We start from the raw sequence: 16,034 nt of genomic DNA, 5'->3' as shown, positions 1-16,034 counted from the left end.
AATGATAGAGGACTGCTATATTAATGCAATGTATAATATTTCCACTCGCCACCCCAATAAATATATTGTATAAAATATATCTAGAATTTTGACAGCAACTTGGTATCAAAAATTAAGCCAAGGTAATCTTACCTTGGCTTAATTAATTATTCGGCGGGGGATTCTTCTGAGACTGGTTCCGTCTCTGTTTCTGGTTCTGGTTTAATCACTGGGGGTTTAACTGGTTTCGGCCCACGCGCTAATGCAGGATTAACTGGCGGTTTAATTTCTTCCTTGGCTGTACCTTTTTTTCTTTTACCAGAGGAGCGATTGTCTCTAGAATTTGAGCGTTTAGGATAAGATTCAATAGAAGGCGCAGAATCAGAATTTTCTGAATTGTTTTCGGTATTAGCTTGGGCTTGACGTTCCGATTTCTTAATTGGGCGTTCTACCATTGTTAATTGTTAAAAATTTACTTGTATGGTGCATCGGTTTGATAATTATCAAACTGATGATCAGGACTGTTTCTGGGTGTTGTTGTGACTTAAAATTAAACTAAGTATAAATACTTAAATATTCTTAATTTTGAAAGACACCTTACAATATTAGCGCATCGGTGCAAGCTGTGTTAACGCAGTAATCTACTATCCAGCGCAAAACTATAGCAGGAGGAAGAGGTTCGACTGCGCTAACCAACCAGGGGTTATGGATATCCGACGCACTCCTGTTAACATATCTATTTTCTGAGTGCGATCGCATTATCTAGAGCTACTGGACGTAATCGATAAAAAATGCTCCTGTCAAACTGCACGCGTTCAAAAGATTCATGTAGATTAATCGTCGTTTCGCCACTACCGAGAAATAAATAGCCATCTGGGTTTAATTGCTGTTTAACTTTGGTGAGTAAATTTTTTTTTAGTGTTTATATCAAAATAAATTAAAACATTGCGAAGCAAGATAATATCAATATTAGGTAAGTCTGACCAAGAATGAACCAGATTTAGCTGGCGAAAATCGATATTTTTGCGAATTTCATCTTGGATTTGCCATTCATTATCTAATAATTTAAAATATCGCTCGCGCAAATTTTTTTGGGAGACCACGTTTAATTTCTAATTGGTTATAACGCCCAGCTTTTGCCCGTTCTAATACTTTACCAGAAAAGTCACTAGCAATAATTTGAACAGACCAATTAGCTAATAAAGGAAAATATTCTCGCAGGAGAATAGCAATACTATAAGGTTCTTGTCCATGAGAGCAAGCCGCACACCAAATATTAAGCGATCGCTCAACTCGCCGTTTTTTTATTAACTCTGGCAATACCAATTGTTTCAAAGCTTCAAAAGGATAGATATCACGAAAAAATGAAGTTTCGTTAGTAACTAATGCCTCAATTGCTTGAATATGTAAATCACTCACAGGCTGATGCCGCATGTAAGCAATTAATTCGGTAATAGTATCAAATCCTGCTGCTTCCGCAATTGGTTGCAAATGTAATTCGGCTAAATAAGTTTTATCGCCATCTAACACCACGGCTGAATGCTGATGAACTAATTGCCGTAAATAGTCAAAATCCGCAGTATTTATACTCTTTGTCTGTTTCATTACAGACCTGACCTTTGAACAAGATGGACACGCTGCATAATTTCATCTGCCATTTGCTCAAGGGGAACAACTCGATTTGCTAGTCCAGCATTCACCACAAAACCAGGCATTCCCCAAACCACACTACTAGCTTCGTCTTGTGCCAATACTTGTCCGCCAGCTTCTCGGATACATTTACAGCCATGCAATCCATCTTGACCCATACCTGTGAGAATAACCGCGATCGCACCTGCACCGTAAACTTGAGCAACTGAACGCAACAATACATCTACCGAAGGACGACAGGAATTTTCTGGAGGTGCTTGATGAACTCCTAGATGCACCTTTGTTCCCTCTCTTTGCACAATCACATGAAAATCCCCAGGTGCCAACCACACATCACCAGCAGTTAATTCCACGCCATCAACTGCTTCCCTCACCTGAAGTTGACACTTAGAAGATAATCTTTCGGCTAGTAACTTTGTAAACATTGGCGGCATGTGTTGCACAATTAAAATGGGAACTGAAACATCTGCGGGTATCCTACTGAGTAATTCAGCCAGCGCATTCGGCCCTCCGGTTGAAACTCCAATCGCTACCACATCCACTGGTATTATTTTGTTTGGGATGGGCATAACAACAGCAGGAAATTGATTAATTAGAGAAAATGCCATAATTCCTGCGCCAAATAGCTTAATTTTGGGAATTAATTCTTGGCGGATATGTTCATTGGCAGCCTCTACACTTCCCAGATTACTGGGTTTGGTGGCGTAATCTGAAGCACCTAAAGAAAGAGCTTCTAAAGTAGCAACCGCACCAGCGTATGTGGAGGTGCTAAACATAATCACTGGTAGATTTGGATAAATTGGTCGGAGGGCAGCCAGAGTTTCTAAACCGTTCATGTCTGGCATTTCCACATCTAAGAGAACAACATCAGGATTAACTTGCGGAATCTTTGCCAAGGCAATGCGACCATTAGCCGCAACTCCCACTACCTCTAGTTGCGGGTCACTGGATAAAATTTTACTGACGCGACTGCGAACCAATACCGCATCATCCACAACTAATACCCGAATTTTTGGCATGGTGTAATTTTAAGAACAAGAATTTAAAGTTTCACGCAGAGTCGCAGAGGCGCAAAGAGTAAACCAAGTTTTTTAAGTCCCTACTCTTTATTCCCCACTCCCTTCAATACTTAAACTGCGTCACCACCTTTTGCAAATCTACAGCCATCCGGGCTAATTCGGTGGCGGCGGCGGAAGTGTTACTGGCTCCAATGGTGGTAGTTTGAGCATTGAGGGCGACAATGCCGATACTTTTGGCAATATCTGTTGTGCCTTGGGCGGCTTCGGCTATGTTGCGAGCAATTTCATTGGTGGTTGCTGTTTGTTCTTCTACAGCACTGGCAATGGTGCTTTGCAGGTCGTTAATTTGGCTGATAATATCCGTAATTTGACTGATGGCGGTCATCGCACTTTTGGTATCAGTTTGAATGGCTTCGATGCGTTGACTAATATCTTCAGTGGCGCTGGCTGTTTGTTTGGCGAGTTCTTTGACTTCGTTGGCAACGACAGCAAATCCTCTCCCTGCATCCCCGGCTCTAGCGGCTTCGATGGTGGCGTTGAGTGCGAGTAAGTTGGTTTGTTGGGCAATGGATGTAATAACTTTGATGACTTTGCCAATTTCAATGCTACTTTGACCGAGTTTATCTATTGTCTCATTAGTGCGATCGGCGGTTTTGACAGCTTGATAGGCGACTTTTGCTCCTTCGGCAACAGTTTTGGCAATTTCTCGAATGCTGGCATCCATTTCCTCTACTGCTGTGACTACTGTGATGCTATTTTGATTCACTTGTTCTGCTGAGACGGAGGCGGAAGTCGCCTGTTCGGCGGTTTGTTTGGCATTTTCTGTCATTTCTTTGCTCACTGCGGTGAGTTCTTCCGCCGAGGATGCAACGGCTGTGGCTACATCTGCCATTTGCTTGATAGAAGAACGCAGACGACTAATCATTTGATTGGCATTATCAGTTAGCTGCTGAAATTCTCCGGCATTTTCGGCGGTGATGTGCTGGGATAAATTACCTTGAGCAACAACAAGGGTAACTTCTTGAATACTTTTAATCTGCTCGGAAATATTGGCAGACATTTGATTAATGTTGTGGAGTAATTCTTGCCAAGCACCTTTCGCACCTTTCACTACAGCTTGAGAACCTAATTTGCCTTCTGTACCGATTTCTGTGGCGATGCGTCCTACTTCGTTGCTGACATTTTGGTTTAAACTCACCCATTCATTAAATACTGTGGCAATTTCACCTAAACCATCATCCGTAACTGCTAAACGGACTGTAAAATCTCCATTTTTGGCGGCTTTGAGTGCGGCTAGTAAAGGTTGTAGTTTTACATCTGTGGTATTTTGATTGTTTTCTGTGGGAGATGTCGAGTTGGCTGTTTTCCCAGTCCGGTTTGTAGCCATTGCCAATAGCTCCTAAATTACTTTAACGTTGAGTATTTTTTCAGTATCAATAACAAATAAAAACCCTTCTGCCAGTGGGTAAGCTCCCGCCAGTATGTCACGCATTCTACCTTTTAAGGTGGCGGGTGGGGGTTGAAAGGTGTTTTCGGGAAACTCTAAGACATCGCCAACATCATCAACTAGTAAACTCACTACTTCATGATCAGAACATACAACGATATTAAACCCCTGCGGTTCTTCTGGTTGGATGTTCCGCCTAGCAGGTTCACCCATATCTAATCGTTGCTGCAAGTCGATGACAGTGATTATTTGCCCACGCAAGTTAATTAACCCACAAATATCTGGTGGTGTTAAAGGTACAGGAGTTATGGCTTGGGGACGAATCACTTCTTGAACATGGCGCACATCAATGCCAAAGTAAGTTTTATTTAACCAAAAAGTGCAGAGTTGTTGTTCAGCCACGATCGCTCACTTGCAACAAGTAGGGGTTAACCATGTTAATCACAGCCTCAATATCTAATATTTCTGTGATTTGCCCTTGAATCACAGCACAAAATAAAACCCCTGGTCTACTAGGCATACCTTTAATTGTCAGTGGTTCTTCTACAATATCAAGAATACGCTCCACAACTAAGCCCACACTTAATCCGACTTTGGGCGAAACAATCACTAATTGCAGTGTTTCGGTTTCCTTATTAGGGTTTGGCTGCTGACTGGGGAAGATTCTTTGCAGGTCAATTACAGGTAAAATTCTGCCAGCAGTCTGCACTACATCTTGATTACCCACTTTTTCAATCGCAGTAGCGGGAATTTCTTCTAACCGAAAAGCGATCGCCACGGGAATTCCCATGTGTGCGCCTTGCGGCCCTTGAAATAGTAAAATTAACTGGCGTTCCTCTGGTTCTGTGGGGATGTGTGCATCAGAATGACTGGACAATAGCTGGTGTTTTTCATAAAGTCCAGCCTGTTTTGCCAAATTTACTGCATCGATAATTAATGCTACTCTGCCATCGCCCATAATTGTCGCACCCATAAACACAGATAAAGCTTGCAATTGCTTCCCTAAAGGTTTGACTACAATATCTTGTATGTCTTCCACTGCGTCTACAATTAGTCCAAATTGGTAGTTGTCGGCTTGGATAACTACTAGGACTAGTGCTGAGTGCTGAGTGCTGAGTGCTGAGTGGGGAGGGTTTGATGGGTGTAGGACTTGATTGAGGTTAACTAAGGGGATGAGATTTCCCCGCAGGGGATATACTGGTACGTCGTAAAATGTTTCAATTTGTTGGTGTGCTTGCTCTGGTTCTAAGCGTACTAATTCTTGCAGGCTGGCTTGGGGGATGGCGTAGCGATCGCCATGACTTTTAACAATTAATGCTGGAATAATTGTTAATGTCAGGGGAATTTTGAGTTGAAATTTGGTTCCTTGTCCCGGCTGACTCTCTATTTCAATAGTGCCATTAATTTTCTCAATATTACTTTTGACAATATCCATCCCCATACCGCGCCCAGAAAGGTTGGTTACCTGTGCGGCGGTGGAAAAGCCTGGTAAGAAAATTAAATTGATGGCTGCTGCATCACTCATTATCTCCACCTGTGTAGGGGTAACTAGCCCTAGTTGCTGCGCCCGCATTTTCAGTTCTGCTGGCGATAAACCGCGTCCATCATCGCTAATTTCAATGTTGACTTTGCTGTTTTCATAACAAGCTTTCAAATATATATTACCTGTGGTTGACTTACCCGCAGTATGGCGATGAGTTGGTGATTCTATGCCATGATCAATACAGTTGCGGACTAAATGCGTTAAGGGGTCTTTAATCGCTTCAATAATACTTTTATCAACTTCTGTATCGGCTCCTTGAATTTCGACAGTTACTTGTTTACCGTATGCGATCGCTAAATCTCTAATTACCCTAGGGAATTTTTGCCAAATTGTACTGATAGGTTGCAGGCGAGTTTTCATCACTTCTTCCTGCAATTGGCTAGTAATTAAATTCAGGCGCTGGCAAGTTGCCCTCAAGTTACTATCTTTATATCTCTGGGATAAATCTATGACTTGGTTACGGGTTAAAACCAGTTCCCCGACTAAGTTCATTAGTTGATCTAGCAAACTCACATTCACGCGAATATAAGCTGATTCTGATCCGGTGATGGCACTTTCTTCCACTTCACTGGGCTGGGTTGGCGATGATGATAATACCGCAATTACCTGCTGGTTTTCTTGTAGTTTCGTTAAAGCACAAATAAGTGTAGAATAATCTGCATCGCCTTCTTGCTTGGTTGTTTGAATTTGCGATAGCAGCTGACGGATGCTGTCTACGGTTTGGAGTAAGGCAGTAATAATTTGTGGTGTAACTGCAACGTTGCGATCGCTATTGTTCTCCAATGATGGCTTGGCACTATCACGCAAACAAGAAATTAAACTTTCTCCTGCATGAGCTAGTGATTCTAGCTTGGGAAAAGGCAAAAAACCACAGTTTCCTTTCAGTGTATGGAGTGAGCGATAAATTCTATCTAACGCTGCTCGATTGACAGATGCTTTCTCTAACTCAATGATGTCCCTTTCAATTTGCGACAAACTTTCATTGCTTTCCACAAGAAATGCTTCTATGTCATCATTGTCAATTTCTGTTAACTCCATTGGATTTGTCAGCCATAAATTTCTATCTTTTGTTTTAATTTTAATATTTTTAAAATCAACAGAGATATTTCTCAAGAGAGATGCCCTTAGTAGATAATGCTGAAAGTATAATGATGACCCATAATCATTAAAGTGTGAGCAATGCAATGTCCTCGTTGTCATTCAACTCAAACAGCTAAAAATGGTCGTCGTAAAAACAGACAATGCTACAAGTGTAAACATTGTGGTCGTCAGTTTCTCGAATCTTACCATTCTTGGAGCTATTCAAATGATATCAAGCAACTTTGCTTAAAAATGTATTTCAAGGGGATGAGCCTCCGGGAAATTGAACGCGTCACAGAGATTCACCACACAACGGTTTTAAACTGGTTACGGCAAGCTCAGTCAAGCATAGATCATGTTTCTAAAACCTAACAAATTTGACAAAACTATCCTCTAAGTAGCATTATAGTTTCAGCACTATATGTCTTTTATGGATATGTTGATTTTGTTGAAAAAATATAAAATTAACTTATATAAAAATTAAAAATAATTGCAAAAGTCTGCATTTTATTTAACCAGATTGCTAGGCAAAATCACAAATCTAAAATGAAGAAATATAAGCAAATAAATTTTTCAGGAACAGGCTGATGAGCTTAGTGTTAATTATTGATGATGCGGCTTTTTCTCGCAGGATGATTCGGAAGTTTTTGCAAGTTGATGGGTATGAAATATTAGAAGCCAGCAATGGACGTGAAGGATTAGAAATAGTTCATCAATATCAGCCTAGTTGTGTGTTAGCTGATTTACTAATGCCAGATATGAATGGGTTTGAATTTCTCCAGGCTTTACAAAATGAAGGCTTAAACATTCCCACAATTATTATTTCCGCAGATATTCAAGAAAGCGCCCGGAATCAAAGCTATAGTTTAGGTGCAATTAACTTTATCAATAAACCACCCAAAGAACAAGAATTACGCGCAGCAGTACAGCAAGCTATTAACACCAAGGAATAGATATGCCATGAATGTGACAGCAGATCAACTAGATGCTTTACAAGAATTAATCAATATTGGAGTTGGTCGAGCCGCCAGTTTACTAAATGAAATGGTGGATTCCCACATTCAATTAGAAATTCCTTTTGTAAAAATTTTAACAGCAACGGCAGCTTATGAAGAATTAAATAGCCGATTTCATGAGGCGAGTTTAGCATCAGTCAAACTAAGCTTTACAGGCTCATTTGATGGCACTGCGGGATTAATTTTTCCTACGGAAAGTGCTTCAGCATTAGTGTCAGTTTTGACTGGGGAAGAGCCAGGCTCTGATGATTTAGATGCAGTAAAAATTGGTACCCTCACCGAAATTGGTAATATTGTCATTAATGGTGTTATGGGTTCTATTAGTAATGTGTTAAAGCAACACATGAATTATACTTTGCCTGTATATTTAGAGGATAAAATTGATAATTTATTATTACCAGCTAATACGAGTGAGGCGACTAAAATTTTACTAGCGCAAGCACGGTTTGTAATTGCACAATTAGAACTGATTGGTGATATTATTTTAATTTTTGAAGTGGGAACATTTGATGCGTTAATCCATGTGATTGATGAAGAAATAACCCTCTTGGCGGATAATTCTTATTAGGTTGAACAGCACCAAATAAAAACAGTGTGAACAGATGAACAGAATTGAGCAAGCCCAAGAAAAATATAGCTTGTTAGACCAAATTCCGTTGGGAACTTTTGTATTAGATTCGGAACACACCGTTTTATTTTGGAACTGTGCTTTAGAAGAATGGACAAAAATCCCCAGATATCAGATTTTAGGCAACTCAATTGATGATTATTTTCCCCATTTGCATCAACCTCGTTATGCTATCCGCCTAAAGCAAATTTTTGAAGGTGGGCCGCCGACAATTTTTTCTTCACAATTGCACAAATATGTGATTCCTGTACGCTTACCGCAAGATAAATACCGCATTCAACACACAACCGTAACGGCTGTACCTGCATTAGAGGGTAATGGGTTTTATGCACTGTTTTCAATTCAAGATGTGACTGATTTAACTTTTAGAGTCCAAGAATACAAGCACTTACGAGATCAAGCTTTAGCCTTAGCCGCAGAACGTCAGCAAGCCAAAGAAGCCGCCGAATCAGCTAACCGCATTAAAGATGAATTTCTGGCTATAGTTTCTCATGAACTGCGATCGCCCCTAAATCCGATTTTGGGTTGGGCAAAGCTACTACGCAAACGCACCCTCAACGAAGCCGCCAGTCTTCGCGCCTTAGAAACAATAGAACGCAACGCCGAGTTACAGGTGCAATTAATTGATGATTTATTAGATATCTCTCGGATTCTGCGTGGTAAATTATCACTGAATCTAGAAAATGTTAACCTCGCTTCGACCATTAAAGCAGCCTTAGAAACAGTGCATTTGGCCGCAGAAGCCAAATCAATCCAAATTCAACTGCATCTTGATGCCAATATTGGACAGGTAAAAGGTGATAGTGGCCGTCTGCAACAAATTGTTTGGAATTTGTTATCTAACGCCGTTAAATTTACCCCAGATGGCGGCCAAGTTAATGTTTACTTAACCCAAGTTGGTTCCCAAGCCCAAATCCAAGTTCAGGATACAGGTAAAGGTATTAGTGGAGAATTTTTACCTTACGTATTTGAATATTTTCGTCAAGCAGATAGCAGCATTACTCGCAGATCAGGTGGACTAGGGCTAGGCTTGGCAATTGTTCGCCAATTAGTTGAATTACATGGTGGCAGAGTTTGGGCTGAAAGTCCAGGTGAAGGACAAGGCGCAACATTTACAGTTTGTTTACCAGCCCAGCCATTAAATCAAGAATTAGTCATAGCCGAAAAAAAAATTAGTGGGCAATTCCTATCCCTTTTCTCTGATTTCTCAGCCCCTCGAAGGCATCAAGCTGTTAATCGTGGATGATGATCTGGATACAAGGGAATTTATGGCATTTTTTTTTGGAACAGCAAGGAGCCATTGTCACCACAGCTGCATCTGCCCATACGGCCTGGGAAGCCATCGCACAGTCGCCCCCAGATTTAATCTTAAGTGATTTGGGGATGCCAGATGTTGATGGCTATGCTTTGATTCGCAAAGTGCGATCGCTTCCGGCTGATCAAGGTGGTACAATTCCTGCGATCGCCCTCACTGCTTACGCTGCCGAGACAACACAACGACTAGTCTTCGCAGCCGGATTTCAACTGCACATAGCTAAACCCGCCGATCCTGCCAAATTAATCACAGCCATTGCTGGACTCGTTCATAAGTAAAATTTATCAACCAAGGTTGTCTGTTCAGACTGGGTATAAGGGTGTGAGGGTGTAAGGGTGTAAGGGTTTTGAATACCTACACCCTGGTTACTGAGCGCAGTCGAAGTATACCCTCATACCCCTACACCCTGCTATAAAACCGTAATTTTTTGTTTTCTGAGTAAGTCCTCATCGCATTACCTCTGCCAAAATCTTAAATTAATCCCTCTAGCCCGACGGAAGCGGCGAGTTGGTCTTCTTTTTTGCTGTTTAGTGGATCTTTCACCTGGTATTTCATCTCCCTCGATTAAAGTTTCCACTGGTAGTTGAGTTCTCGTTTCTTCTTTGCTGCCCCACCAAGCAATAATCCAACCGCCACCAATAGCACCTATTCCCCCCAGCAAAATACTCATTGGTGCTGAATAGCCCAACCAAACAAAGCCCAGCAGAAACAATAACCAATATTTCAACCCAGCATCAATACCATCAGAAGAGGCTATGGTTGGCGCTTGGGGACTAGTTTTACTGGCATTGGTCAGCCAGCCCAAGCTAAATCCACCCAGAATGCCCAAGAAAATACTCAGAGAAGTAGGAGAACCCGTCAATATCAAGATGAACGTTAAAAATGACCCAAAGATTAATTGAGAAATAAAGTCAGGGGTGAAATTAAATAAGTTGTTATTTTTCGCCATGAGTTTACTAAGGGTGTCAAGGTATAGGGGTAGAAGGGGTGTAGGGGTAGGGAGAAAATTTTTACAAATACCTTTTACCCCCTTGCCCTTTAAACCCTTTTCTCGCGCAGAATTTTTAATTGTGCCTCGTTTGCTTGAGTTGTATCCCAAGTATGAACGTAAGGTGTTTCTGCTGCACTAAAAGTTTCCACTTGTTGAAGTTGTGATGCTAATAAATCTACCGTAGCATCAGCAATATCACCAGTACGATGAATGAGACGTTCTCTAATGACTTCTACAGGCGCTGTACAGTGAACAATTTGCAATGGCAATTGGTACTGTTGCGCTTGGGAAATCGCTGCTTGTCGCTGTTGTTGTCGGTCATACTTAGCATCTAAAATCACTGTGAAACCTTGATTAGCTAGTATAGTTCCCAAGTTTAACAACCGTGCATAAGTTTTTTGGGTCATTTCCGGCGTATACAAATCATCACCACCCCGTTCCGACAAAGCAATGCCGCCCAAATGCTTCCGTACCGCATCAGAGCGAATGTGAATTGCATTCAATTGTCGCGCCAAATATTTTGCAGTTGTACTCTTCCCTGAACCCGACAAGCCCGACATTAAAATTAGCCTTCCTTGTTTGGGTTGAGTATATTCCCAAGCCAGCTTGTAATATTTGGCTGCGGTTTGTGCTGCTTCTTGTTTAACTTCTGCTGGAACACCAGGATCATCTAATAAAAATGACGTGACTTTCGCCCGGACATAAGACTGTCGGTTTAAATATATTGGTAATACCTCTAAGCCTTCCCAATCGCCAGTCTGCTCTAAATAGGTATTTAAATAAGCATTACTCAAGTCTGGACGTGCTTGCGCTTCTAAATCCATCACTGCATAAGCAATATCGAACATAACATCGACAAAGCGAAACGGTTCGTTAAACTCTATGCAATCAAATAAGAGAATTTGATCTTGCCACAGACAAATATTCCGCAGGTGTAAGTCGCCATGACATTCTCGAATGCGGTGATTTTGCATTCTTTTGTGAAATAATTCTTGTCTTTCGGCAAAAAATTTATCGGTATAAGCTTTGCTGTCATCAAACTGCTGTTGTTTCTGGGGGCCGCCGATATATTTTTCAGTTTGCTCGTAATTTTCATCAAACGCCGCCCGTATTTGCGGAACTTCGCCAAAACTGCGAATATAATCATTTGTCTCGGTTTTAGCATGATACTGCGCCACAACCCGACCCAATTCTTCTAAATGCGCCTCATTTAACTTGCCTTGGGCAAACAAGTTACTTAATAGTGTCTCTTGGGGAAACTCGCGCATTTTGAGTGCATACTCGACAGGCTCACCTGTGCCGCCTAAATGATATTTTTCGCCTTCTTGGGTGATGGGTAAAACTTCCAAATATAATTGAGCTGCTCCCCGTTGATTGAGTCGCAATTCTTCCTGACAAAAATGCTGCCGTTTCTCCAAAGTCGAAAAATCCAAAAACCCAAAATTCACTGGTTTTTTCAGCTTATAGGCATAATCTCCTGTTAACAGCACATAAGAAACGTGGGTTTGGCTGAGTCGAATTGGTTCTGTTACAGGGTGCGGATAAAATTCAGGCTGTAACATCTGCTGAATTAAAGGTGGAAGAGTTACGTCTGTCATATTTTTGTTGTTAGAGGTTAGAGGCTAGGAAAATAAGATTTTTATGTTTATGAGTTTTTCCATGCTGAATAAAAATACTAGTATGCTACTGGTGAAATCAAGCAACAATTACAAATCGCCAACAGAGTCAGGACTTACGCAAAATTATGAAAAAACTAACCGCAAAGGACGCTAAGGACACGAAGTTATAAGAGTTTGAGAGAATTCTTGCGTAAGTCCTAAGCGCAATATGGCTTTCTTAATTTCATACTTCAGACTTTTTCTGCTGGCTTAACAAAAAACCAGGGTTTTACCCCTGGCATCATCAGCAATTATTTCACAGTTAAACTATCTAGAAAAACAAATAATGCAATTGTTCTAGCGTTTCGCACCAGCATAAAAACTCAAGTGGTAGGGTGTACCCTTTGCTGGATGGACTTGAACTTCTTTTAAAACTGTTTTACCAGTCCATTGCAGATCAGGAATGTTGAGTTCAATTTCTGTTTTGTTCACAGCCGCTTTTTTTAAGCAGGCGCTCAACCTCTTTGGCATCAACTACTAAAGAAATAGATTCGGAACCGTTGTGTCCGTATAAATTTGCGGGGATTAAACCAGAACGACGCAAAGCATTTGGTTTACTGCCTTCTGGGCGCTTTTGAGATTCAACTGTCACAGTCATGTTGTTTGTCCTTTGTCATTTGTCATTTGTCGTTTGTCCTTTGTCATTTGTCGTTTGTCATTTAGAAGAATGAAGAATGACCAATGACGAATGACTAAATACTATGCACTCAGCAAGGAGGCAGGTGTGCCGTCAGCGTGTAGTAATGCACGTTTGGGGCCGTGAATGGGGTCTTCTACAATTATGGTTTGATCGCGACTTGCGCCTAAAGAGACGATCGCAATTGGGACTTCCATTAATTCTGCTAAGAATTTTAGGTAGTCTAGGGCTTGCTGTGGCAAGTCTTCTAAGGTACGGCAGTCACTTGTAGACTGCTGCCATCCTGGTAAGGTTTTGTAGATGGGGCGACAACGGGCAAACTGGCGGGCGCTGGTGGGGAAATGTTCGCAGCGTTCGCCATCAATTTCATAGGCGACGCAAACTTGAATTTCCGCTAGTTCGTCAAGCACATCAAGTTTGGTAATGGCCATACAATCCATCCCGTTAATCCGCACGGCATAGCGACCAATTACGGCATCAAACCAGCCACAGCGCCGCTTACGTCCGGTGGTTGTGCCGAATTCCGCACCGCGATCGCACAAATGTTCGCCTAACTCTCCTTGTAGTTCTGTGGGGAACGGCCCTTCTCCCACGCGGGTGGTATAGGCTTTGGATACACCAATTACCCGGTCTATCATTGTCGGCCCTAATCCTGTACCTACGCAAGCTCCACCCGCTACAGGGTTAGAGGAGGTAACATAAGGATAAGTGCCATGATCTAAGTCTAGGAGTGTGCCTTGCGCTCCTTCAAACAAGATGTTGCGTCTTCGCAGAATGGCATCGTATATTTTCAACGATGTGTCAATCACGTAAGGACGCAGGCGATCTGCATAACCTAAATACTCGTCAATGACTTTTTTCGGGTCTAGTGGTGGCAGGTTGTAAAGTTTTTCTAAAATGACATTTTTATAATTGATTGTCCACTCTAACTGGTCGCGCAGACCTTCGGAGTCCATCAAATCTAAAACTCTGATGCCTGTACGCTCTGATTTATCAGCATAAGTTGGGCCAATTCCTCGACCTGTTGTGCCGATTTTATGGCTTCCCCGCCGTTCTTCTGATGCCTTGTCAATCAACCGATGGTATGGCATCGTGACATGAGCTGTCTCAGATATCAACAGTTTGGCAGTGGAGATATTGAGTTTTTCTAGTTGGTCGAGTTCTGCAATCAAAACCTGTGGATCAATGACTGTCCCACAGCCAATGATGCACTCGGTATCTGGATACAAAATACCAGAGGGAATCAGGTGGAGTTTAAAAGTTTGGTTCTGAGCTACGATTGTATGCCCAGCATTGACACCCCCTTGGTAACGTACCACTACATCTGCGGAACGGCTGAGTAAGTCGGTGATTTTACCCTTCCCTTCGTCGCCCCACTGAGCACCTATGACAATGACGTTAGCCAAGCGTTTATATTATGAGGTAAAGTTTCCACAAATCGCTATTCTATACATATATAACCGAATATGTCAAGTTATCTAAGGAACAAACTTTGGGGGTTGTGGCTGGTTGCTAATAAAATCTCGTCAAAAAATAATAATTTGTATGAGTTTATACTTGTTTTTTGTGTCAAAGAAAGTAGATAGCGATCGCAATCCTATTTGAGATACCAATTGAGAGATATCAGTGAGGCAAGGGAGATATATGATTGTAAATCATTCAAGATTTTGCTCTCCGAGTTCTCTAGTTGCAATTAACAGCCAAAGTGGTGAACGCAATCACACTTAATTATTTCTTAATTCTAATTTTTAGTAACTGAAGTCTTAATTGATATGTACGGAGCTTCTGCAAAAATCAAATCAGATTCTGAGCGTTGTTCTCCTGATTATTAACTATTAAAATTCGCAATTTCCGCCGAAATTCTGGTAGTTAACCGTACCTTTACAAAATCTTACTCTCAGTATATGTTTTTCTTCTTAATGTTTTTGTTACCATTAATGAAATTTTCTAAATAAATTACTATGGCTTTACATGCTGAATTACACAGACATTTGGGTGGTTCTGTTGTACCGCGCGTTTTATGGCGATATTTTGAGCGACATTCTACAGAATTAATTTCTCGCTTTCCTAACTACGGAGAGTTTGAGGATTTTTATACCAGACCTCGTAACACCTTAGATGAATATTTGGAATTGCATACTTTAGTAGAAAGTGTGCAAACAGTAGAGACTTTGCCTTACTTTATTTATCGCTTGGTGCGGGGTGCTTATATATTTGAAAATTTGGCTTATCTGGAACTGCGCTATACCCCATATCTACGAACACCAGAACATCTGAGTCAATCAAAAAGAATTGACAAAATGGCAGAAATTGTGGATGTGGTGGGTAAGGCTAGTCATATTCAAGAATGTCCGATTGTGACGAGTCAAATTCTGTGTATGCACTCGCGCCTGCCGTTTGAGGTAAATAAGGCGATTATTGATTTGGCTGTGGAGAACAGACAATATGTTTGTGGGATAGATGTGGCTGGGGGTGATAGCTATTACGCCGATCGCCTGCAAGAATGGATTAGTTTGTATGATTATGCGCGATCGCAAGGTGTTAACACTACCGGACACCTTTACGAAACCACTGCTGGTTGTTACCCAGAACTTTTACCTTATCTCAAACGCATTGGTCACGGTATCCAAATTCCGTTATTGTATCCAGAGTTACTGCCGGAAATTGCCAGACGCGGACAGTGTTTGGAAGTTTGCCCAACCACATACATTAAAACAGGCACTTTACAGGATATCCGCCAACTCAAATTAGTTTTTGACCGTTGTTTTGAGGCTGGGGTAGATATTGCAATTTGTACAGATAATGCTGGGTTACACAATGTCCGTTTGCCATTTGAATATGAAAATCTCTTGACTTACGACATTATTGGCTTTGCACAGCTACAAGCTTGCCAAGAAGCGGCTTTTCGCCACGCCTTTGCTTGGCCTTATACCCATCGTCCAGCATCGCTGTTAAACGGCTTACTACAGCCAGAAACTCCCAAGGTAATGGCGATGAAGGATTAGTCAACAGAGGCAGGGGTGCAGGGGGCAAGGGAGACTGTAAGGGGTAGGCTTTCACAGTGAGTTCGA

General features: G+C 41.5%; 16 protein-coding genes and 1 pseudogene. 6 read left to right on the top strand and 11 right to left on the bottom strand.

The annotated features are described in order from the left end of the window. Positions 1-146: 146 nt before the first annotated feature. From ACX27_RS20790 to ACX27_RS20765, 7 genes are all read right to left on the bottom strand, one after another. The gene (locus tag ACX27_RS20790) at positions 147-434 is read right to left on the bottom strand and encodes a hypothetical protein (protein WP_062295249.1); all 288 of its coding nucleotides are present in this window, start codon (positions 432-434) and stop codon (positions 147-149) included. Between the two features lie 435 nt (positions 435-869). Next, on the bottom strand, positions 870-1,082 hold the full coding sequence (locus tag ACX27_RS34675) for a CheR family methyltransferase (protein ID WP_250635675.1): 213 nt from the start codon (positions 1,080-1,082) through the stop codon (positions 870-872). After that, positions 1,045-1,584 (bottom strand): CheR family methyltransferase, encoded by a 540-nt coding sequence (locus ACX27_RS20785; RefSeq protein WP_250635674.1) that lies wholly within the window; start codon positions 1,582-1,584, stop codon positions 1,045-1,047. The genes ACX27_RS34675 and ACX27_RS20785 overlap by 38 nt, the downstream gene beginning before the upstream one ends. Further along, positions 1,584-2,648: a protein-glutamate methylesterase/protein-glutamine glutaminase gene (locus tag ACX27_RS20780; protein ID WP_062295248.1), complete on the bottom strand. Its 1,065-nt coding sequence runs from the start codon at positions 2,646-2,648 to the stop codon at positions 1,584-1,586. The genes ACX27_RS20785 and ACX27_RS20780 overlap by 1 nt, the downstream gene beginning before the upstream one ends. A 103-nt stretch (positions 2,649-2,751) precedes the next feature. Further along, positions 2,752-4,035, bottom strand: coding sequence for a methyl-accepting chemotaxis protein (locus ACX27_RS20775; RefSeq protein WP_062295247.1), 1,284 nt, complete (start codon positions 4,033-4,035; stop codon positions 2,752-2,754). A 12-nt stretch (positions 4,036-4,047) separates the two neighbouring features. Further along, on the bottom strand, positions 4,048-4,497 hold the full coding sequence (locus tag ACX27_RS20770) for a chemotaxis protein CheW (RefSeq protein WP_062295246.1): 450 nt from the start codon (positions 4,495-4,497) through the stop codon (positions 4,048-4,050). Continuing rightward, complete coding sequence (locus ACX27_RS20765) at positions 4,490-6,751, bottom strand: chemotaxis protein CheA (protein ID WP_235526294.1); 2,262 nt, start codon at positions 6,749-6,751, stop codon at positions 4,490-4,492. Before ACX27_RS20765 ends, ACX27_RS20770 begins: the two co-directional genes overlap by 8 nt. Before the next feature lie 66 nt (positions 6,752-6,817). Between ACX27_RS20765 and ACX27_RS31880 the strand changes: the two genes are divergently transcribed. From ACX27_RS31880 to ACX27_RS35815, 5 genes are all read left to right on the top strand, one after another. Continuing rightward, positions 6,818-7,090 (top strand): IS1/IS1595 family N-terminal zinc-binding domain-containing protein, encoded by a 273-nt coding sequence (locus tag ACX27_RS31880; RefSeq protein ID WP_144427494.1) that lies wholly within the window; start codon positions 6,818-6,820, stop codon positions 7,088-7,090. A gap of 215 nt (positions 7,091-7,305) precedes the next feature. Further along, the gene (locus ACX27_RS20760; RefSeq protein WP_062295245.1) at positions 7,306-7,671 is read left to right on the top strand and encodes a response regulator; all 366 of its coding nucleotides are present in this window, start codon (positions 7,306-7,308) and stop codon (positions 7,669-7,671) included. A gap of 7 nt (positions 7,672-7,678) precedes the next feature. Then, a complete protein-coding gene (locus ACX27_RS20755; protein ID WP_062295244.1) occupies positions 7,679-8,302 on the top strand; it encodes a chemotaxis protein CheX in 624 nt (207 codons plus the stop codon). 34 nt (positions 8,303-8,336) lie between these two features. Continuing rightward, entirely contained in the window at positions 8,337-9,608 is a 1,272-nt protein-coding gene (locus tag ACX27_RS20750; protein WP_418006328.1) for a sensor histidine kinase, read from the top strand. Continuing rightward, complete coding sequence (locus ACX27_RS35815) at positions 9,605-9,955, top strand: response regulator (RefSeq protein WP_418006326.1); 351 nt, start codon at positions 9,605-9,607, stop codon at positions 9,953-9,955. The genes ACX27_RS20750 and ACX27_RS35815 overlap by 4 nt, the downstream gene beginning before the upstream one ends. Positions 9,956-10,131: 176 nt before the next feature. Here ACX27_RS35815 and ACX27_RS20745 read toward each other — a convergent pair whose 3' ends face one another. The 4 genes and pseudogenes from ACX27_RS20745 to ACX27_RS20730 all read right to left on the bottom strand — a co-directional run bounded on the left by ACX27_RS20745 (position 10,132) and on the right by ACX27_RS20730 (position 14,369). Continuing rightward, the gene (locus ACX27_RS20745; RefSeq protein WP_062295243.1) at positions 10,132-10,626 is read right to left on the bottom strand and encodes a hypothetical protein; all 495 of its coding nucleotides are present in this window, start codon (positions 10,624-10,626) and stop codon (positions 10,132-10,134) included. A gap of 89 nt (positions 10,627-10,715) precedes the next feature. Continuing rightward, positions 10,716-12,266: a bifunctional aminoglycoside phosphotransferase/ATP-binding protein gene (locus ACX27_RS20740; RefSeq protein ID WP_062295242.1), complete on the bottom strand. Its 1,551-nt coding sequence runs from the start codon at positions 12,264-12,266 to the stop codon at positions 10,716-10,718. A 357-nt stretch (positions 12,267-12,623) separates the two neighbouring features. Then, positions 12,624-12,924: pseudogene (gene rplY / locus ACX27_RS20735) on the bottom strand (50S ribosomal protein L25). A 101-nt stretch (positions 12,925-13,025) separates the two neighbouring features. Then, positions 13,026-14,369 (bottom strand): adenylosuccinate synthase, encoded by a 1,344-nt coding sequence (locus tag ACX27_RS20730; RefSeq protein ID WP_062295241.1) that lies wholly within the window; start codon positions 14,367-14,369, stop codon positions 13,026-13,028. A 555-nt stretch (positions 14,370-14,924) separates the two neighbouring features. Between ACX27_RS20730 and ACX27_RS20725 the strand changes: the two genes are divergently transcribed. Beyond that, positions 14,925-15,968 carry an adenosine deaminase gene (locus ACX27_RS20725; protein ID WP_062295240.1) on the top strand — a complete coding sequence of 348 codons (1,044 nt, stop codon included), beginning with the start codon at positions 14,925-14,927 and terminating at the stop codon, positions 15,966-15,968. Positions 15,969-16,034 lie beyond the last annotated feature (66 nt).

The organism is Nostoc piscinale CENA21 (assembly GCF_001298445.1).
Taxonomy (GTDB): domain Bacteria; phylum Cyanobacteriota; class Cyanobacteriia; order Cyanobacteriales; family Nostocaceae; genus Nostoc_B; species Nostoc_B piscinale_A.
The sequence above is the reverse complement of the archived record's forward strand: the minus strand, read 5'-3'. Positions and strand labels throughout refer to the sequence as shown.